At 53.6% G+C, this 20,083-nt stretch carries 16 protein-coding genes, 2 tRNA genes and 1 other RNA gene; 13 read left to right on the top strand and 6 right to left on the bottom strand.

Annotated features, from left to right (window positions below; all coding sequences use genetic code 11):
- Positions 1 to 10: 10 nt before the first annotated feature.
- Positions 11 to 3,970, bottom strand: a complete 3,960-nt coding sequence (gene putA, locus ACUY4S_RS14630; protein ID WP_458021568.1) for a trifunctional transcriptional regulator/proline dehydrogenase/L-glutamate gamma-semialdehyde dehydrogenase — start codon at positions 3,968 to 3,970, stop codon at positions 11 to 13.
- Positions 3,971 to 4,387: 417 nt separating this feature from the next.
- On the opposite strand from putA, the gene putP reads away from it, so the two are divergent.
- Both putP and ACUY4S_RS14620 read left to right on the top strand, forming a co-directional pair.
- A complete protein-coding gene (gene putP, locus ACUY4S_RS14625; protein WP_312688721.1) occupies positions 4,388 to 5,899 on the top strand; it encodes a sodium/proline symporter PutP in 1,512 nt (503 codons plus the stop codon).
- A 105-nt stretch (positions 5,900 to 6,004) separates the two neighbouring features.
- A complete protein-coding gene (locus ACUY4S_RS14620) occupies positions 6,005 to 6,430 on the top strand; it encodes a DUF3574 domain-containing protein (protein ID WP_458021666.1) in 426 nt (141 codons plus the stop codon).
- A gap of 34 nt (positions 6,431 to 6,464) precedes the next feature.
- Here the strand turns inward: ACUY4S_RS14620 and ACUY4S_RS14615 are convergent, their stop codons facing one another.
- On the bottom strand, positions 6,465 to 7,649 hold the full coding sequence (locus ACUY4S_RS14615; RefSeq protein ID WP_312688724.1) for a NupC/NupG family nucleoside CNT transporter: 1,185 nt from the start codon (positions 7,647 to 7,649) through the stop codon (positions 6,465 to 6,467).
- Between the two features lie 277 nt (positions 7,650 to 7,926).
- Here ACUY4S_RS14615 and efeU point away from each other — a divergent pair, with 277 nt between their 5' ends.
- The 5 genes from efeU to ACUY4S_RS14590 all read left to right on the top strand — a co-directional run bounded on the left by efeU (position 7,927) and on the right by ACUY4S_RS14590 (position 13,426).
- The gene (efeU, locus tag ACUY4S_RS14610) at positions 7,927 to 8,760 is read left to right on the top strand and encodes an iron uptake transporter permease EfeU (RefSeq protein ID WP_458021567.1); all 834 of its coding nucleotides are present in this window, start codon (positions 7,927 to 7,929) and stop codon (positions 8,758 to 8,760) included.
- Positions 8,761 to 8,810: 50 nt separating this feature from the next.
- Positions 8,811 to 9,938 (top strand): iron uptake system protein EfeO, encoded by a 1,128-nt coding sequence (gene efeO / locus ACUY4S_RS14605; protein WP_312688727.1) that lies wholly within the window; start codon positions 8,811 to 8,813, stop codon positions 9,936 to 9,938.
- 4 nt (positions 9,939 to 9,942) lie between these two features.
- Positions 9,943 to 11,226, top strand: a complete 1,284-nt coding sequence (gene efeB, locus ACUY4S_RS14600) for an iron uptake transporter deferrochelatase/peroxidase subunit (RefSeq protein WP_458021566.1) — start codon at positions 9,943 to 9,945, stop codon at positions 11,224 to 11,226.
- 539 nt (positions 11,227 to 11,765) lie between these two features.
- Entirely contained in the window at positions 11,766 to 12,554 is a 789-nt protein-coding gene (phoH, locus tag ACUY4S_RS14595; RefSeq protein WP_312688731.1) for a phosphate starvation-inducible protein PhoH, read from the top strand.
- 173 nt (positions 12,555 to 12,727) lie between these two features.
- A complete protein-coding gene (locus ACUY4S_RS14590; RefSeq protein ID WP_312688733.1) occupies positions 12,728 to 13,426 on the top strand; it encodes a hypothetical protein in 699 nt (232 codons plus the stop codon).
- Positions 13,427 to 13,924: 498 nt separating this feature from the next.
- Here ACUY4S_RS14590 and ACUY4S_RS14585 read toward each other — a convergent pair.
- From ACUY4S_RS14585 to ACUY4S_RS14575, 3 genes are all read right to left on the bottom strand, one after another.
- Positions 13,925 to 14,059, bottom strand: a non-coding RNA gene (locus ACUY4S_RS14585) — RtT sRNA.
- A gap of 46 nt (positions 14,060 to 14,105) precedes the next feature.
- Positions 14,106 to 14,193: transfer RNA gene (locus tag ACUY4S_RS14580), tRNA-Ser, on the bottom strand.
- Positions 14,194 to 14,507: 314 nt separating this feature from the next.
- Positions 14,508 to 14,595 (bottom strand) — tRNA-Ser (locus ACUY4S_RS14575).
- Between the two features lie 263 nt (positions 14,596 to 14,858).
- Between ACUY4S_RS14575 and ghrA the strand changes: the two genes are divergently transcribed.
- From ghrA to ymdB, 6 genes are all read left to right on the top strand, one after another.
- Complete coding sequence (gene ghrA / locus ACUY4S_RS14570; protein ID WP_458022343.1) at positions 14,859 to 15,797, top strand: glyoxylate/hydroxypyruvate reductase GhrA; 939 nt, start codon at positions 14,859 to 14,861, stop codon at positions 15,795 to 15,797.
- Positions 15,798 to 15,881: 84 nt separating this feature from the next.
- Positions 15,882 to 16,619 (top strand): phosphatase, encoded by a 738-nt coding sequence (locus ACUY4S_RS14565; RefSeq protein WP_458022342.1) that lies wholly within the window; start codon positions 15,882 to 15,884, stop codon positions 16,617 to 16,619.
- A 19-nt stretch (positions 16,620 to 16,638) separates the two neighbouring features.
- Positions 16,639 to 17,193, top strand: coding sequence for a TorD/DmsD family molecular chaperone (locus tag ACUY4S_RS14560; protein ID WP_312685591.1), 555 nt, complete (start codon positions 16,639 to 16,641; stop codon positions 17,191 to 17,193).
- Positions 17,194 to 17,296: 103 nt separating this feature from the next.
- Entirely contained in the window at positions 17,297 to 17,779 is a 483-nt protein-coding gene (locus ACUY4S_RS14555; protein ID WP_312685593.1) for a DUF1097 domain-containing protein, read from the top strand.
- A gap of 160 nt (positions 17,780 to 17,939) precedes the next feature.
- Positions 17,940 to 18,236 carry a YmdA family protein gene (locus ACUY4S_RS14550; protein ID WP_458022341.1) on the top strand — a complete coding sequence of 99 codons (297 nt, stop codon included), beginning with the start codon at positions 17,940 to 17,942 and terminating at the stop codon, positions 18,234 to 18,236.
- An 83-nt stretch (positions 18,237 to 18,319) separates the two neighbouring features.
- A complete protein-coding gene (gene ymdB, locus ACUY4S_RS14545; RefSeq protein WP_458022340.1) occupies positions 18,320 to 18,859 on the top strand; it encodes an O-acetyl-ADP-ribose deacetylase in 540 nt (179 codons plus the stop codon).
- A gap of 35 nt (positions 18,860 to 18,894) precedes the next feature.
- Here ymdB and mdoC read toward each other — a convergent pair whose 3' ends face one another.
- A complete protein-coding gene (gene mdoC / locus ACUY4S_RS14540) occupies positions 18,895 to 20,043 on the bottom strand; it encodes a glucans biosynthesis protein MdoC (protein WP_458022339.1) in 1,149 nt (382 codons plus the stop codon).
- Positions 20,044 to 20,083 lie beyond the last annotated feature (40 nt).

Below are 20,083 nucleotides of genomic sequence, written 5' to 3'. Positions count from 1 at the left end.
TATCGCGTGCTTAGCCAATGGTCATCAGGCTGGCGTTCCCGCCCGCAGCGGCGGTATTGACGCTCAGCGAGCGCTCCACCCACAAACGCTCCAGCAGAATATTGGTTTCGCCACGGGCAAAACCCTGTACCGAGACAATCGCGCCACTGCGGGCTGCCACGTTTTCGCACAGCGCCACCAGTTGATCCGAGTCACCGTGGAAGATCACCGCATCGAAGCGTTGCGCCATTAATGCATCGGCTTTGGCGAACTGGATCCGTTGTTTGACGCTATCGGGCAATGCGGAGGCCATGTCGCGATGCAGCGCATCATCCGGCCACAGTACCTGGCTTCCGCAGGCCAGCACTGCTGCCAGTTGTACCAGCGCATCTTGCTCGTTATCCGCCACACACAGTACGCGTTCCCGTGGTGCCAGCGTCCAGCTGTTGCGTTCGCCGGTTGGCCCTTGCAGCTGACGCTGTGTGCCGGTTTGCGCAAGTTCGCCGAACTGCCGGCACAGCGTCTGCAGCGCCGGACGCGCATTCGCCCATGCACTTAAGGCTTCGAGCGGCTGTAGGAGTATTGCTTTCAACTGAGCATCAAGCGGTGCATTGGCATCATGGCGGGCCAGTGTTTTTTGTACTGCCTCTTCCGGGCGGCTGCTCAGCAGGCGGTATAGATAAAGCGGCCCGCCAGCTTTCGGCCCGGTGCCGGACAACCCTTCACCACCGAAAGGCTGCACCCCGACCACTGCGCCCACCATATTGCGGTTAACATACAGGTTGCCGACATGCGCATTCCCCGTGACCTGAGCGATCGTCTCATCGATACGGGTATGAACGCCAAGCGTCAGGCCGTAACCCGACTCGTTAATCTGGCCGATCAGCTGATCCAGTTGGTGACGGCGGTAGCGCACCACATGCAGAACCGGACCGAAGACCTCTTTTTTCAGCTCATCAAAGCTTTCCAGCTCAATCAGGGTCGGTGCAATAAAGGTACCGTTACGCCATTCGCCTGCGTCTTCGCTGTGTTCACGCACGGCCTGGAAGACCGGGCGGCCTTTCGCCCGCATCGCCTGAATATGTTTATCAATGTTTTCCTTCGCTTCCGCGTCGATCACCGGGCCGATGTCTGTTGTCAGGCGACCCGGATTTCCCATCCGGCACTCTGCCATGGCGCCCCGTAGCATGGTGAGGGTGTGCTCTGCGATCTCTTCCTGCAGGCAGAGTACACGCAGCGCAGAACAGCGCTGACCGGCGCTATCAAATGCCGAGGCCAGCACATCTACCACTACCTGCTCTGTGAGTGCGGAAGAGTCGACGATCATCGCGTTCATACCGCCTGTTTCGGCGATAAGCGGCGTCGGGCGACCCTGTGCATCCAGACGGGTGGCAATGTTACGTTGCAGCAAGGCCGCAACATCTGTGGATCCGGTAAACATTACGCCACGTACCCGCGCATCGGCGGTGAGTTGCGCGCCGACCGTTTCCCCGCGCCCCGGCAGCAGTTGCAGAACCCCGGCCGGTACGCCTGCTTCCAGCAAAATCGCTACCCCCTGGGCCGCAATCAACGGCGTTTGCTCCGCCGGTTTAGCCAGCACGCTGTTGCCAGCGGCTAGCGCGGCGGCAATTTGCCCGGTAAAAATTGCCAGCGGGAAGTTCCACGGGCTGATACAGACCACCGGCCCCAGCGGGCGGTGCGTTTCGTTGTCAAAATCAGCGCTGACCTGGCCTGCGTAATAACGCAGGAAATCGACGGCTTCCCGCACTTCGGCAATCGCATTGCTGAAGGTTTTACCCGCTTCGCGCACCAAAATGCCAATCAGTGACTGCATCTGATCTTCCATCAGTACGGCGGCGCGCTGCAGAATGGCTGCACGTTCCTGTGGTGGGGTGGCAAACCAGATAGGCGCGTGACTTACTGCGTTGTCCAGCGCCTGCTCAACCTGGTCCGGGCTGGCTTCGACCACATAACCGACAGTGTCTTTTGGCTCGGCTGGGTTTACAACGGGCTGTGGCTCGCCTTCCATCACTACCGCCTCCAGTACCGGGCGGGCGTACCATTTCTGCGCGGCGCTGTTGAGCAGGGCAGAGGAGAGCGAAGCCAGACGGTGTTCGTTGGCCAGATCCAGCCCGGCAGCGTTAATGCGCCCCTCGCCATACAGCGCTCGCGGCAGCGGTATTTTCGGGTGTGGCAGGCCGACCAGACCTTCTTGCGCCGCGAGTTTTTCCACCTCGGCGACCGGATCTGCCACCAGGGCATCCAGCGGCAGGGTGTTATCGGCGATGCGATTGACAAAGGAGGTGTTGGCACCATTTTCCAATAAGCGACGCACCAGATAAGCAAGCAGTGTTTCATGGGTGCCGACCGGCGCATAGATCCGGCACGGGCGGTTAAGCTTGCCGTCGGCCACTTTGCCGACGACTTGCTCATACAGCGGTTCTCCCATGCCGTGCAGGCACTGGAACTCATACTGGCCAGGGTAGTAGTTCTGCCCGGCCAGTTGGTAAATAGCCGCCAGCGTGTGGGCGTTATGGGTTGCGAATTGCGGGTAAATCAGGTTTGGCACCGAGAGTAATTTTTTGGCACAGGCGAGGTAAGAAACGTCGGTATAAACCTTGCGGGTGTAAACCGGGTAGCCTTCCAGGCCTTCCATTTGCGCGCGCTTGATTTCGCTGTCCCAGTAGGCGCCCTTCACCAGGCGGATCATCAGGCGACGGCGGCTGCGTGTGGCGAGATCGATAAGGTAGTCAATCACAAACGGGCAGCGTTTCTGGTAAGCCTGAATCACGAAGCCGATACCGTTCCAGCCGGCCAGTTCCGGTTCGAAGCAGAGTTTTTCCAGCAGATCGAGCGAGATTTCCAGACGATCGGCTTCTTCAGCATCAATGTTGATGCCAATGTCATACTGGCGCGCCAGTAACGTAAGTGACTTCAGACGCGGATAGAGCTCTTCCATCACGCGGTCATATTGCGCACGACTGTAACGCGGGTGCAGCGCCGAAAGCTTAATGGAGATGCCAGGGCCTTCATAAATGCCGCGCCCGTTAGAGGCTTTGCCGATGGCGTTGATCGCCTGCTGATAAGACACCATATAGGCCTGGGCATCGGCAGCGGTCAGCGCCGCTTCACCTAACATGTCATAGGAGTAACGGAAGCCTTTGTCTTCCAGTTTGCGTGCATTGGCCAGCGCTTCGGCGATGGTTTCACCAGTGACGAACTGCTCTCCCATCAGGCGCATTGCCATATCGACGCCTTTACGGATCAGCGGCTCCCCGCTTTTACTGATAATGCGATTCAGGGCGTGCGAGAGGTTAGCTTCGTTATGGGTCGAAACCAGGCGGCCAGTAAACAGCAGCCCCCAGGTCGCGGCATTGACGAATAACGACGGGCTGCGACCGATATGAGATTGCCAGTTGCCGTTACTGATTTTGTCGCGGATCAGCGCGTCGCGGGTGGCTTTATCCGGAATACGCAATAACGCTTCGGCAAGGCACATTAGCGCCACGCCTTCCTGCGACGAGAGTGAGAACTCTTGCAATAAACTTTGCACCATACCCGCACGTCCGGTGGCCGTTTTCTGGTTACGTAATTTTTCGGCTAACTGGTATGCGAGTTTGTGCGCATTTTCCGCGACGGGTTGCGGCAGGCGAGCCTGCTCTAACAGCATTGGCACGGCATCGGTTTCTGCCCAGCGCCAGGCTCCCGTGATCGCCGCGCGTGATACCGACTGCGGCAGGATCTGCTCGGCAAAATCCAGGAACGGCTGGTGGATCTCTTCGGCAGTAAGTTGCGGTTCATCGTCATGGCCGTTGCTCCCTGCTGCGCCTGCCAGTTCCGGCAGCGGTTCATTGCTTTCCAGCTTTTCCAGATAATTAAAAATGGCTTGTTTAATCAGCCAGTGCGGCGTGCGATCGATAGTCGCCGCTGCGGCTTTGATCCTTTCGCGCGTGGCATCATCAAGCTTGACCCCCATGGTAGTGGTGCCCATGCTCTGCTCCTTTTTTACAGTGTTCTGCGGTTCAGGCTGAAATATCTACCATGTTGCAACTTTGTGCAACCTTGTTAAATGTGACCTGGTTGGCAACGTCAAAAATGAATGGATTGTTAATTGTTGGTAATAAGGAAAAGCGCGGCATAACTTGCCGCTAAGCCAGGATTTATGCGGCAGGTAACACTTTTATAAGGTGCAACCTTTAAAAGTGTGACACAGTGCAACCTATACAAATTTGATATTAAGCACGGGATGAATTTGATGTAAATGCTGTGTTAAATCAATTGTGCATAAGCGAGCCTTCCGGCAGGATACGGTCGCCTAAAACAACAAGTACGCACCATCACCCCGTTCCGGTGGTGGATAAAAGCGGCAAAATAATCCTTTGCCGAAAAGAATCCTGGAGAATCCTTCATGGCAATTAGCACACCGATGCTGGTGACATTTTTTATTTATATCTTTGGCATGATATTGATCGGTTTCATCGCCTGGCGTTCTACGAAAAACTTTGACGATTATATTCTTGGCGGTCGTCGTCTTGGGGCTTTGGTCACCGCATTGTCTGCCGGTGCATCCGACATGAGCGGCTGGCTGCTGATGGGCTTGCCGGGCGCGATTTTTATTTCCGGGATTTCCGAAAGCTGGATTGCCATCGGCCTGACGCTGGGGGCGTGGATCAACTGGAAACTGGTGGCAGGGCGTTTGCGCGTTCACACCGAGGTGAACAATAACGCGCTGACATTACCGGATTATTTCACTGGCCGTTTTGAAGATAACAGCCGCCTGTTGCGGATTATCTCGGCGGTGGTGATTTTGGTGTTCTTCACTATCTACTGCGCTTCCGGCATCGTGGCGGGCGCACGGCTCTTCGAAAGCACTTTCGGCATGAGTTATGAAACGGCGCTGTGGGCCGGGGCGGCGGCGACCATTCTCTACACCTTTATTGGCGGTTTCCTGGCGATTAGCTGGACCGATACAGTACAGGCCAGCCTGATGATTTTTGCGCTGATCCTGACGCCGGTCATTGTGATTATCTCTGTCGGGGGCTTCGGCGATTCCCTGGACGTGATCAAACAGAAAAGCATTGAAAACGTCGATATGCTGAAGGGGCTGAATTTTGTCGCTATTGTGTCGCTGATGGGCTGGGGACTGGGCTATTTCGGCCAGCCGCATATCCTGGCGCGTTTTATGGCGGCGGATTCTCATCACACTATTGTGCATGCCCGCCGTATCAGTATGGCGTGGATGATACTGTGCCTTGCTGGCGCGGTTGCCGTGGGCTTTTTTGGCATTGCGTACTTTAGTAATAACCCGTCGGTCGCTGGCGCGGTGAACCAAAACGCCGAGCGCGTGTTTATCGAGCTGGCGCAGATCCTCTTTAACCCGTGGATCGCCGGTATTTTGTTGTCCGCTATTCTTGCGGCGGTGATGTCGACCCTGAGTTGTCAGTTGCTGGTCTGCTCCAGCGCGATCACCGAAGATTTCTATAAAGCTTTCTTGCGTAAAGGAGCGAGCCAGACGGAGCTGGTGTGGGTCGGGCGTGCAATGGTCCTGTTGGTGGCGTTGGTGTCTATTGCGCTGGCGGCTAACCCCGAAAACCGTGTTCTTGGACTGGTAAGCTACGCGTGGGCTGGTTTCGGCGCGGCGTTTGGCCCGGTGGTGTTGTTCTCGGTATTGTGGTCGCGTATGACCCGTAACGGCGCGCTGGCGGGGATGGTTATCGGTGCGGTAACGGTACTGGTATGGAAACAGTACGCGTGGTTGGGTCTGTACGAAATTATTCCCGGCTTTATTTTCGGTAGCATGGGTATTGTGGTGTTCAGCCTGCTGGGCAAAGCGCCTTCTGCGGCCATGCAGCAGCGCTTCGCCGAAGCCGACGCGCATTACCACTCTGCGCCGCCATCCCGTTTACAATCAGAGCAATAAAATATTGAAGCAAAAACCCGCTTCGGCGGGTTTTTTTATTGCTAAATAACTGTAATTAGGCTGTTATCTTCCGACACATAACAATGAGGATAACCTATGAAGTTGATGACAGGGGTCACCGCACTGATACTGGCGGGCGTGCTGACCGGTTGTGTCGCACCTGCCAGCAAACCCTCGGCCACGGCCGCCGTTCAAAGTTGTAAAGCAGAAAATCAAATGCAGCAAACCACGCTGTATTTTGGTCTGAACCGTCCGGCGGGCAAGGCCATTACCGCCCAGGAGTGGCAACAGTTTGTGGATGGTGATGTGACGCCGCGTTTTCGCGATGGGTTAACGGTGTTTGACGCCAGGGGGCAGTGGCTGGGAAATGACGGTCACGTTGCCCGCGAGGCCAGCAAAGCGTTGATGCTGATCCACAGCGCGGATGCACAGAGCGAGAAGAATATTGAAGCATTGCGCGGGGTTTACAAGTCACGCTTTGCGCAGGAATCGGTTATGCGTGTTGACCAGCCGGTCTGCGTACAGTTCTGATGCTTTCCCTCTCCCCGCAGGGAGAGGGAAAAACTTACAGTACTGCCCCCGCAAAAGCGGCAGAAAGCAGACTCACCAGTGTCGCGCCGTAGACCAGGCGCAGGCCAAACCGTGAAACGGCATTGCCTTGTTGTTCATTCAGCCCTTTAATGGCGCCCGCCACGATGCCGATAGAGGCAAAGTTAGCAAAAGAGACCAGGAACACGGAGAGAATGCCCAGACCGCGTGGCGTCATACTGGCGGAAATTTTTTGCAACTCGATCATTGCCACAAATTCGTTTGCCACCAGTTTTGTCGCCATAATGCTTCCTGCCTGCAGCGCATCGCTCAGAGGAATGCCAACCAGCCATGCCAGCGGGTAGAAGACGTAGCCAAGCAACTGCTGGAAGCTGAGCCCAAACAGCGCGGAAAACAGTGCATTCACTGCGCTGATCAGGGCAATAAATCCAATCAGCATCGCCAGAATAATCATCGCCACCTTGAAACCAGCGAGAATGTATTCACCAAGCATCTCGAAAAAGCTCTGCGACTCGTGAAGTTTTTCCAGTTTGATCTCTTTTTCTGTTCCCGGGCGGGAGGGGTTAATCACCGACAGAATAATAAACGTGCTGAACATGTTGAGTAACAACGCGGCGACGACATATTTCGCATCCAGCATGGTCATATAAGCGCCGACAATCGACAACGACACGGTCGACATGGCGGTGGCGGCCATAGTGAACATACGACGCGGGGAGAGATCGGCGAGGATGCCTTTATAGGCGATAAAGTTTTCTGACTGGCCGAGGATCAGCGAGCTGACCGCGTTAAACGATTCCAGTTTGCCCATGCCGTTCAGCTTTGACAGCAGGGTGCCGATCAGGCGAATAAACAGTGGCAGAATGCGCCAGTGTTGCAAAATGCCGATCAATGCCGAGATAAATACAATCGGGCACAGCACGCCGAGGAAAATAAACGCCAGCCCTTTTTCACTCATGCCGCCAAAGACGAAAGCGGTCCCTTCACCGGCAAATTTCAGCAGAATTTCAAAAAAGCCGGAGACATGTTTAATCAGCGTCAGACCGCTCTGAGCATGTAAAAAGAACCACGCCAGCGCTAACTCAATCACCACTAATTGCAGAATAAAACGAATACGGATCTGACGGCGATCGAAACTCACCAGCCAGGCCAGCGCAAGGATCACTACCAGTGCCAGCAGAAAATGCAGGAAATTAATCATAGCGTTATGTGTGCAGATAAACAGGGCGTTTATTTAGCCATAGCGGCTGCGTTGGGTAAATACAAAGTTAAAGATTTGTAAGCAAGATTTTTGCAATATTTCAATTACTTCTGCATAACGTGCCAGCCCTTACAGTTAGGCTGCTACGCATTTACATCCATTTATCATTCTCATCATATTTCGCTTGAGTTTCCTTGCGTCGTAATGATAATCACTATCACTAGAATTTACTTTTCTTTGCAACCTTTGACCGCGCATGACAGTAGGGGCGTCCTCCATGTTTGTTCCATTTCTTATTATGTTACGTGAAGGCCTCGAAGCGGCACTGATCGTCAGCCTGATTGCCAGCTACCTCAAGCGCACCCAGCGCGGGCGCTGGATTGGGGGGATGTGGATCGGCGTTTTCCTTGCCGCCGCACTTTGCCTGGGGTTGGGCATTGCTATTAACGAAACCACCGGCGAGTTCCCGCAGAGAGAGCAGGAACTGTTCGAAGGGATTGTCGCGTTAATTGCGGTGGTGATCCTGACCTGGATGGTGTTCTGGATGCGTAAAGTATCGCGCAACGTCAAAGTGCAACTGGAGCAGGCAGTGGATAACGCGCTGGCGCGCGGGAACAACCACGGCTGGGCACTGATCATGATGGTCTTTTTCGCCGTTGCGCGCGAAGGGTTAGAGTCGGTGTTCTTTTTGCTGGCGGCGTTCCAGCAGGATGTGGGCATCTGGCCGCCGGTTGGCGCCTTGCTCGGCCTCGCCACGGCGGTAGTGCTCGGCTTCTTACTCTACTGGGGCGGGGTTCGCCTTAATCTTGGTGCCTTTTTCAAATGGACCAGCCTGTTTATTTTACTGGTTGCCGCAGGGCTTGCGGCGGGCGCTATCCGCGCCTTCCATGAAGCGGGCCTGTGGAATCACTTTCAGGATGTGGCGTTCGACCTAAGCAATGTGCTCACTACGCACTCGCTGACCGGTACGTTGCTGGAAGGGATCTTTGGTTATCAGGAGACGCCGAGCGTCAGCGAAGTCACCGTCTATTTTCTGTATCTCATTCCGGCGCTGGTGCTGTTTGTCTGGCCTCCGCGCGCGGGTTCGCAGCCGTCGCGTGCTGCGCCGTAATCTCGTTATTAGTTGGCATCGTTACAACATACTTATTGAAGGGAAGGGTCATGGTGATTCATTTTCGTCGTAGTGCAATACAGGTAGGGATCGCAGCGCTGTTCGCCTGTGCGTTGGGTGCGCAGGCTGCGGATGTTCCGCAGGTTAAAGTCACGGTAACGGACAAGCAATGTGAGCCGATGAACCTGACGGTGAACGCAGGCAAAACGCAATTTGTGATTGTTAACCACAGCCAGAAAGCGCTGGAGTGGGAGATCCTGAAAGGCGTCATGGTGGTGGAAGAGCGCGAAAACATTGCTCCGGGTTTTAGCCAGAAACTGACCGCCAACCTGCAGCCGGGTGAATATGACATGACCTGCGGTTTATTAACCAACCCGAAAGGCAAATTAATTGTTAAAGGTGAAGCGACGGGTGATGCGGCAAAAGGCGACGCGTTGCTGAGCCTCAGCACGGCGATCACCGACTATAAAGCCTATGTGGTTGCCGAAACGGCACAGTTGGTTACCGGAACCAAAGCCTTTACCGACGCGGTGAAAGCAGGCGATATCGAAAAAGCGAAAGCACTGTATGCGCCGACGCGCCAGCATTATGAGCGCATTGAGCCGATTGCCGAGCTGTTCTCCGATCTGGATGGCAGTATTGACGCGCGTGAAGATGATTACGAGCATAAGGCCGCCGATCCGAAATTTACCGGCTTCCATCGCCTGGAAAAAGCCCTGTTTGGCGATAACAGCACTAAAGATATGGGTAAATATGCTGATCAGCTCTACACCGATGTGGTCGATCTGCAAACCCGAATTAATGAGCTGGCCTTCCCGCCGTCGAAAGTGGTGGGGGGAGCTGCCGGTCTGATTGAAGAAGTCGCAGCCAGCAAGATCAGCGGCGAAGAAGATCGTTACAGTCATACCGATTTGTGGGATTTCCAGGCTAACGTGGATGGCGCCCAGAAAATTGTTGATTTGCTGCGTCCGCAGTTGCAGAAAAACAACAGCGAATTGCTGGCGAAAGTGGATGCTAACTTCAAAAAAGTGGATGCCATTCTTGCCAAATACCGCACCAAAGAGGGCTTTGAAACCTACGACAAGCTGACAGACGCCGATCGTAACGCGCTGAAAGGGCCGATCACCACACTGGCAGAAGATCTTGCCCAGTTGCGTGGCGTGCTCGGACTGGACTAACACCATGAGTCAACATGATAACCACGGCGTCAGCGAGCCTTCCCGGCGCCGTTTATTAAAAGGAATGGGCGCGCTGGGCGGCGCGCTTGCGCTGACAGGCGGATGCCCGGTAGCGCATGCCGTCAAACCGCAGAGCGCGCCGGGTACGCTGTCACCCGATGCCCGAATGGAAAAGCAGCCTTTTCTCGGTGTTCATCAGGCCGGGATTTTAACGCCGCAGCAAGCTTCCATGATGCTGGTGGCCTTTGATGTTCTGGCCGCAGATAAAGCGGATCTTGAACGTTTGTTTCGCTTACTGACACAGCGCATCGCTTTTCTTACCGCTGGCGGCCCGGCGCCGGAGACGCCGAACCCGCGCCTTCCGCCGATGGACTCCGGTATTCTCGGGGCCTTTATTGCGCCAGATAATCTGACCATGACGGTTTCCGTTGGTCAGTCACTGTTCGATTCTCGCTTTGGTTTACAGAAGCAGATGCCGAAAAAGCTGCAGAAGATGACGCGTTTTCCCAACGATGCGTTGGACGCGGCATTGTGCCATGGCGATCTGCTTCTTCAGATTTGCGCGAATACTCAGGATACCGTCATTCATGCGTTGCGTGACATCATTAAGCACACGCCTGATTTACTGAGTGTTCGCTGGAAGCGTGAAGGATTTATCTCTGAGCACGCGGCCCGCAGCAAAGGTAAAGAGACACCGGTTAACCTGTTAGGTTTTAAAGATGGCACAGCCAACCCGGACAGCAGCAACAATGCGCTGATGAACGAAGTGGTGTGGGTCACGGGCGATCAGGGCGAACCCGCATGGGCCGTTGGCGGTAGCTACCAGGCAGTGCGGATTATTCAATTCCATGTAGAGTTCTGGGATCGCACGCCGCTGAAAGAGCAGCAGACGATCTTTGGTCGTGATAAGCAGTCTGGCGCACCGTTGGGTCAGCAACATGAACATGATGTTCCGGATTACGCCAGCGATCCCGATGGTGAGGTGATTGCGCTGGATAGCCATATCCGGCTGGCCAACCCGCGCACCAAAGAGACGCAGTCAAGCCTGATGATGCGCCGTGGCTATAGCTATTCGCTAGGCGTGACCAACTCGGGCCAACTGGATATGGGGCTGCTGTTTGTCTGCTATCAGCATGACCTGGAGAAAGGTTTCCTCACGGTGCAAAAACGTCTCAACGGCGAAGCGCTGGAAGAGTATATTCGCCCAATCGGTGGCGGGTACTTCTTTGTTTTGCCTGGGGTAAAAGAGTCGAATCACTATCTTGCCCAACCGCTGCTGGAAGCGTAAAAGATCCTATCCTGCCCGCAAACGGGCAGGATAATCTATTATCTGTAGTATTCAGACATACTTTTTCTGCCATCCAGATATCATTTTTTTGTATTAGAAAGTATCTGTTATCATTCTGTAATATTCCTTGCAGATACTCTTTTGAACGACGCAGTGGTCTTGCACGTTATGGTTACGTAAAAATAATGTTGCAAATATGATAAGCTTTGATGTAATTATTGAAAGCGTTGAGACCCTGCGGTGATGACGTCACCTGGAGATCGCGGATGGTAAGGTCCACTAGCGGACAATCAAAAAGACCACGCAAAACCCGGCACGGAGGTGCAACCTCCGGCAGCGACTTCTTCGCCCCTGAATTTTCTTCTTCTTTTTTTACTCCCCTTTCCAACGATGTGACAGACGATGCTGCTGTCCGTTCTGTTACGTCATTTTCAAAGGCAAGCCATGGCTTACAAGGAAGCCAACCCTCAGACGTTTGTGCGCATAATCGCGTTAACCAGGACGCGTGTGATGTAAACCAACAACTCAAGGTGCTATCCATGGGAAGACAGAAAGCAGTGATCAAAGCTCGTCGTGAAGCGAAACGCGTGCTGAGACGTGATTCACGCAGTCATAAACAACGTGAAGAAGAGTCGGTCACCTCGCTTGTGCAGATGAGTGGCGTAGAAGCAATTGGCATGGCGCGGGACAGTCGTGATAACTCGCCCATCGCCGCGCGCAATGAAGCTCAGGAGCACTACCTGAATGCTATCGAGAGTAAACAATTGATCTTCGCAACGGGCGAAGCCGGATGCGGTAAAACATGGATCAGTGCGGCGAAAGCGGCAGAGGCCCTGATCCATAAGGACGTGGAAAGGATTATTGTCACCCGGCCGGTCCTGCAAGCCGATGAAGATCTTGGCTTCTTGCCCGGTGATATTTCCGAGAAGTTCGCGCCTTATTTCCGGCCTGTTTATGACGTGCTGGTAAAACGGCTGGGCGCGTCCTTTATGCAATACTGCCTGCGACCTGAGATCGGTAAGGTGGAAATCGCGCCGTTCGCCTATATGCGTGGACGTACATTTGAAAATGCGGTGGTTATTCTTGATGAGGCTCAGAATGTCACTGCTGCGCAAATGAAGATGTTTTTAACCCGCCTCGGGGAAAACGTGACGGTGATCGTCAACGGTGATATTACCCAATGTGATCTGCCGTCTGGCGTTCAGTCGGGTCTGAGCGATGCACTGGCACGTTTTGAGGAAGATGAGATGATCGGCGTCGTGCGCTTTAACAAAGACGATTGCGTACGTTCTGCGCTCTGCCAGCGCACGCTGAAAGCCTACGATTGATTCGCTAACCTGAAAACCTGGCCTGCCGCTGGCGGGCCAGGTTTTGCTCCCCCCTGGAATTTGTCTTTCCTGTAGATAAAGTCTGGTTATACCTTTGCCGATAATTGCTTTGGCCTAAGCGGGTTTGCCGCTTGCGCCAGACTTTTATTGCCCTTTGGTAAGGATATCAACCAATGAAAATGCCCGGAAAATTCTCTGCGCTCGTTATCCCGCTGATGCTGGCGGGGTGTAGTAACAAACCCCTTCCTCCCACGGAAAAAATAGTACAAACCACGATTATTAAAGCGGACAATGGTTCGTCGCTAAAAATCGAAGGATATGAACAACTCAAAACCGATTTCCATACGCCGACGGATACCTCGCTACGCTACATCACGCGTGCTGATACCAGCAAAGTGGTGGCGTTAAAGACCTTGAGCTTTATTGCTGGCGCTTTTGCCGGCGGCGCCCAGGAAAGCGGATTTACCAAAGATCAACTGACCGGAACGCCCATCACAACGTTATCCAACCCATCGGTGACATTTTTTAGCACCGGGATAGAAGAATCACTGAAAGCGGCAGTGGCGGAGAAAAAGGCGGGGCAATTGCAGCACCCGATTGAGATCCGACCTTATGTCTGGATGCTGGTTTACGAAAATCTGTCCGGTGGGGAAAATTATGAACTGCACTATTCAACGATGATTAGCCGCAGTAAAGATAACCCGACCAAAAAATACGATGGTGCCAGTGTGAACTGTACGCCAGAGCCCATAAAACTGCCGCTGGCAGAGTGGGAAGCCAATAACTACCAGAAAGTGAACGATGTTACGCGCACGTATATGGCGAACTGCCTGCGCGAGTTTAATGAAATTAAAGAGCAGTTTTTGCAATAACATTGGGCGGGCGGTGGGAGAATTGACTTGTCTTCCCCGCCCGTTATCGAACCCTGTCGTGGGTTCTCATCCCCCCGGCAGGAAGAATATAAAAGAAAAAAGCCCGTACGCTTGTACAGGCTCTTATCTGAAATGATGGCGGTGAGGGGGGGATTGACTCGCTTTGCTCGCCCTGCGGGCAGATTCCTCGCGAACTCGTCATCTGTCCAACGGGCTGCGGCCCGTTGTCGACCCCGGTCGTGGGCTCTTACCCCCCCGGCAGGAGGAATATAAAAGAAAAAAGCCCGTACGTTTGTACAGGCTCTTATCTGAAATAATGGCGGTGAGGGGGGGATTGACTCGCTTTGCTCGCCCTGCGGGCAGATTCCTCGCGAGCTCGTCATCTGTCCAACGGGCTGCAGCCCGTTGTCGACCCCGGTCGTGGGTTCTCATCCCCCCGGCAGGAAGAATATAAAAGAAAAAAGCCCGTACGTTTGTACAGGCTCTTATCTGAAATAATGGCGGTGAGGGGGGGATTGACTCGCTTTGCTCGCCCTGCGGGCAGATTCCTCGCGAACTCGTCATCTGTCCAACGGGCTGCAGCCCGTTGTCGAACCCGGTCGTGGGTTCTCATCCCCCCGGCAGGAAGAATATAAAAGAAAAAAGCCCGTACGTTTGTACAGGCTCTTATCTGAAATGATGGCGGTGAGGGGGGGATTCGAACCCCCGATACGTTGCCGTATACACACTTTCCAGGCGTGCTCCTTCAGCCACTCGGACACCTCACCACATTGTATTGTTGCCTGCCAGCTGGGGTGGGCAACGGGGCGCTACTATAGGGAGTTGCGCTAAAACGGTCAAGCAGATTTTCGGCTTTGCTGATTGTTCGCTTAAGGTCTGAGCAATGTGCAATACGGGGTGGTTTCTGCGCGAATGTTTGAGGCTGGCTGAACCGGTCTGATCAAGCCCGGTCATCAACTGATAAGGAAGGTTAGCGGGACACTTCGGGTTGTCGACCCCGGTCGTGGGTTCTCATCCCCCCGGCAGGAGGAATATAAAAGAAAAAAGCCCGTACGTTTGTACAGGCTCTTATCTGAAATGATGGCGGTGAGGGGGGGATTCGAACCCCCGATACGTTGCCGTATACACACTTTCCAGGCGTGCTCCTTCAGCCACTCGGACACCTCACCACATTGTTTTCCCGATGTTGTCGGGACGGGCGCTAATGTAGGGAAAACCGCTAACGCCGTCAATCATCTTTTGCAATAAATCAGCGCGTTTAGACAAACTTCAAACAACATGCTTCTTAAACGTTCTGAAATCGCTTTTTTTCTCGTCATGGCACTTTCTGCGCGCCGCGCGGAAGAAATTTGTTATGCTGCTAACCCTTATAAATCATACACAACAGCTCCGCGGACCATGCGGAGACAACACGTTTAACGCCGGAGTTGATATGGACATTCTCTTTTATCACCCCTCGTTTGATAGCCACGACTGGATTAGCGCCCTGAGCGATGCCTTGCCTCAGGCGAATGTCCGTGTCTGGAGCGCGGGCGATAACGCACCCGCAGATTATGCGCTGGTATGGCATCCTCCGGTTGAAATGCTGAGAGGACGCGCATTAAAAGGGGTCTTTACGCTTGGGGCCGGGGTGGATGCCATTCTCAGTCAGCTTAAAAACCATCCGGACATGCTGGCAGAAACAATCCCGCTATTTCGCCTGGAAGATACGGGTATGGGACTGCAAATGCAGGAGTATGCCGTAAGCCAGGTGTTGCACTGGTTCCGTCGATTTGACGACTACCAAATGCTGAAACAGCAAGCCACATGGCAGCCGCTGGAAGAGTATGAGCGAGACGACTTCACTGTGGGTATTCTTGGTGCGGGCGTTCTGGGTGCCAAAGTGGCTGAAAGCCTTCTGCCGTGGGGATTCCCGCTACGTAGCTGGAGCCGTAGCCGCAAGTCGCTCCCCGGTGTAAAGAGTTTTGCCGGAAATTCGGAGTTGAGTGCTTTTCTGCACGGTACGCGCGTGTTGATTAACCTGCTGCCTAATACGCCGGAAACAGCAGGGATCATCAATCAGTCCTTGCTCAATCAACTGGCTGATGGGAGTTACGTGATGAACCTGGCACGTGGTGTTCATGTGGTAGAAAGTGATCTGCTCCTCGCGCTTAAGAATGGAAAAGTGAAAGGGGCGATGCTGGATGTTTTCCATCAGGAGCCGTTACCGCAGGATAATGTGCTATGGGCGCACCCGCGCGTCGGCATTACCCCGCATATGGCGGCAACGACCCGAAAAACGGAAGCCGTTGCTTTTATTAGCCATACCATTCGTCAGTTGGAGCGTGGCGAGCCGGTCACTGGCAGGGTCGACAGGCAGCGCGGTTACTGACAGCAGCCCGGCGACGCCGGGTTTTGTCATTAAAATAGACCACGATAACTGCTATCCTTGCAGAAATAACTACAGGAGTGAGCCATGTATCCCGTTGACCTGCATATGCATACCGTCGCCAGCACCCACGCTTACAGTACGCTGCATGACTATATTGCCGAAGCCAAACGCAAAGGCATTAAACTGTTTGCCATTACCGATCACGGTCCCGATATGGCAGATGCGCCGCACTACTGGCACTTCGTCAATATGCGTATCTGGCCAAGGCTGGTGGAGGGTGTGGGGATCCTGCGCGGTATTGAGGCCAACATCAAAAACGTCGAGGGTGACATCGACTGCACCGGACCAATACTGACTTCGTTGGATCTGATCATTGCCGGTTTTCATGAGCCGGTTTTTCCGCCACAGGATGAAGCGACGCATACCCGGGCGATGATCGCCACCATGGCGAGCGGCAACGTGCATATTATTAGCCATCCTGGTAACCCGAAGTTCCCGGTGGATATCCCGGCCATTGCTGCCGCTGCGGCGAAATATCAGGTCGCGCTGGAAATTAATAACTCCTCGTTTATCCACTCACGTAAGGGAAGTGAAGCAAACTGCCGCGCAGTGGCGGCGGCTGTCCGAGATGCGGGCGGTTGGGTAGCGTTGGGATCGGATTCGCATACCGCATTCACATTAGGTGACTTTAGCGAGTGCCGAAAAATTCTTGATGAGGTCTTCTTCCCGGAAGACCGAATCCTGAATGTCTCTCCTCGCCGCCTGCTGAATTTCCTCGAATCCCGCGGCATGGCACCTATTACTGAATTTGAAGAACTTTAATACTGACTGGAATAACTGAATGAACGAATTTTCAATCCTCTGCCGCGTGCTCGGCTCGCTGTTTTATCGCCAGCCGCAAGATCCGCTGCTGGTGCCGCTGTATACCCTGATCCGTGAGGGGAAACTGGCGGAAAGCTGGCCGCTGGAGCAGGACGAATTACTGGAACGCTTGCAAAAAAACTGTGACGCGCAGGCGCTGGCGGCAGATTACAACGCGCTGTTCGTGGGTGATGAATGCCGTGTTTCACCGTTTCGCAGCGCGTGGGTTGAAGGCGCGACGGAGGCTGAAATTCGTTCCTTCTTATCCAGTCGCGGCATGCCACTGACGGATGTGCCTGCCGATCATATTGGCACCTTGCTGCTGGCGGCTTCCTGGCTGGAAGATCAATCAGCAGAAGATGAGAGCGAAGCGTTGGAAACTCTGTTTGCCGACTATTTGCTGCCCTGGTGCGGTACCTTCTTCGGTAAAGTCGAAGCTCATGCCACTACACCGTTCTGGCGTACCATGGCGCCGCTGGCCCGTGATGCTATCGCCGCCATGTGGGATGAGCTGCAGGAAGAGTCAGAAGAATAAAGTGTGATTATCGTCACGCGTTGAATGCAACGGAATAATTGTTGTTTCAAATAATCTGATTGCTATCACATAAAGAGGGCGCGTATCTGCTATGATGCGCGCCATGAACATACTCTTTTCTCTTGCACTGACGACCGGGATCCTCTCTGGCTTGTGGGGCTGGGTGGCTGTTTCACTTGGCTTACTGAGCTGGGCCGGTTTCCTTGGTTGTACCGCGTACTTCGCTTGCCCGCAGGGTGGCGTGAAGGGGTTGCTGATCTCTGCTTGTACCCTAATGAGCGGAGTGGTCTGGGCGCAGGTGATTATTCACGGCGCAGCGCTGGCACCGCATTTTGAGATCGTCGGGTATATGATGACCGGTATTGTCGCCTTCTTAATGTGCATACAGGCGAAAAGTGTTCTGCTCTCGTTTGTGCCTGGCACGTTTATTGGCGCTTGTACCTCGTTTGCGGGGCAGGGCGACTGGCGACTGGTTGTGCCTTCGTTGGCGGTTGGGCTGTTATTTGGCTATGCCATGAAAAACAGCGGACTGTGGCTGGCATCACGGCGTGCGGCGCTGTTGTCTTCAGAAAAAAATCCTTTATAAATGCAAATCACGAGTCTTTTCGTGTTATTACGCATCATTTCCGCAGCTTAGCTTAAATTTGCACAAACACTGGTTTTAAAACGTTCGCCGCTGTGCCATTTTAATCCTGGTCATACCAGTATATGAGGTGGTTTCAAAGGTGAATAGGCGGCTTTTCAACGTGTATATATTGGCTCTCGCTGGCATCTTTCTTGCCGCCTCTGCTGCGTCGGCAACAATGGTTAACGATGGAGCACTCCTGCTACGCGGTAAGATTGTTGAGGGCGGCTGCAATATGAAGACAGTCAGCCATACGCTGACGATTGCCTGCCCGCGTGATGGTGTGGAAGATAATCAGCGTATCGATTTTAAGACGCGCACCACACAGGTCCAGGGCGCTTCGCAACTCGCCAATGTGCAGGTTCGTTACCTCAATACGCCATATTCTAAAGTGCTGGTTGGCGTTTCCTATAACTGATTGCATGGACGGGTTCCGCCATTTCCTGTTAGCCAGGATACACTTAATGATGTTCAAGGGGCGACAGTCTGAAGGGGACGAATATGCAGCCACGTATACAGGTGATCCAGGGGGATATCACAACCCTGGATGTTGATGTGATAGTCAATGCGGCAAACTCATCGTTACTGGGTGGGGGCGGAGTGGATGGTGCGATCCATCGCGCTGCCGGCCCGGCACTAATGGAAGCGTGTAAACAAGTCCGGCAGCAAGGCGAATGTCCGCCCGGGCATGCGGTGATCACTACGGCGGGAAATTTGCGCGCCAAAGCGGTGATTCATACGGTTGGTCCCGTCTGGAGAGGCGGCGATGAACATGAAGCCCGGTTACTGGAAGACGCTTATCGGAATTCGCTGCAGCTGGCCGAAGCCAATGGTTACACCACCATCGCCTTTCCGGCGATTAGCACTGGCGTTTATGGCTACCCAAAAGCGGCGGCAGCCGAAATTGCCGTGAATACGGTTTCTGACTACCTCATCCGACGCCTTCAGTTGCAGCACGTCTGGTTTGTCTGCTTTGATGACGAAAACACCCATCTCTATCAGCGCCTCATAACCCAACTGGGCGACCAGCCCACGGGGTAAACCCGGAGCGACTGCGCACCGGAGCAGGCAGCCGGTTATCGGGTTGAAACCTGAGGCTGCCCGTCCGTAACCTGGGGTTTGCCAGAAAAAAGGAACCGCAGCAGCGGAATGCGCAGATGCACTTCATACAGCAGAATAGCGATGCCGACCACAAACACCAGCCCGGTAATAAAACCTAACAGGTTGGACTGAATATGCGGGGTTATCCACGCGCCGAACAGCAGCGTCAGCGGGTGGTGTACCAGGTAAATAAACAGTGAAGCGTTAACGAAGTAGGTGACACGCGCCGACTGGAAATTCAGTAACCGGTGACCCAGCGAAAAGACTACATTCACCATCCACAGCCCCAGCAGCATGGTAATTACGGCTTCGTTTTCATACATCCAGCCCTCTCCGCTGCCGTAGCGTTGATTAAGCAAATAGGCGGAAAATGCCAACAGCGAACCGACTGCACACCCAATTGATGGGGTAGTAAACAAGGTTTTCAGCCGCGGATTAATGAAGGTTAACGCGCCCAGAAGGAAAAAGGGGATGTAGAACAGAGACTGCATCACCGTGAAATTAAATAACGCATCGCGTAATATTTCGGGCGAGATAACAAGAATAATTCGACGGATCGCTGCCCAGACAATACCACACAGCAGGAACCAGAGGGTCAGCTTGCCCATGGAAATAGAACCTAAAAAGCGTTCGGCATTGTTTTTTATTTTTTTAAACAACCACATGCTTACGGTCGTTAATATGACGAGCACCAGCAAGAACCATAAATGGGAAATCAGCTCCCACGCAAGGGTGTTGAATTTGTCATAAGTCGAAAGGGTATGCCATTCGCTGGTTTTGTCTTTCACATATTGCAACATAATAAATTGCGGCAAGGTGAGAAGCGGAATAGCAGTTAGCATCGGGATCCCGACACGTTCAACGCGCACTGTCCACCAGCGTTTCATCGGGTAACGCAGATAAAGCATGTATGAAAAATAACCGGAAATCACGAAAAACACCTGCATGCGAAACGCATGTATGGCGTCATTGAACAGCGTCAGCCACCATGATGGATAGGCGCTGTTGACATGCCACATATGGCTGGAATAGATCAGCGATATGTGGAAAGGGATCCCAAGCAGCATCAGCCATGCGCGTATGGAATCAAGGAAATATTCACGTTGTGCAGGGGCTTTGGTCATAGCGCTCTGTCCATTCTCAGACTTTTCGTCTTATCCATAA

Source organism: Kosakonia beeri, assembly GCF_054165705.1.
Note: the sequence above shows the minus strand (reverse complement) of the source record. Positions and strands in the feature narration are given on the sequence as shown.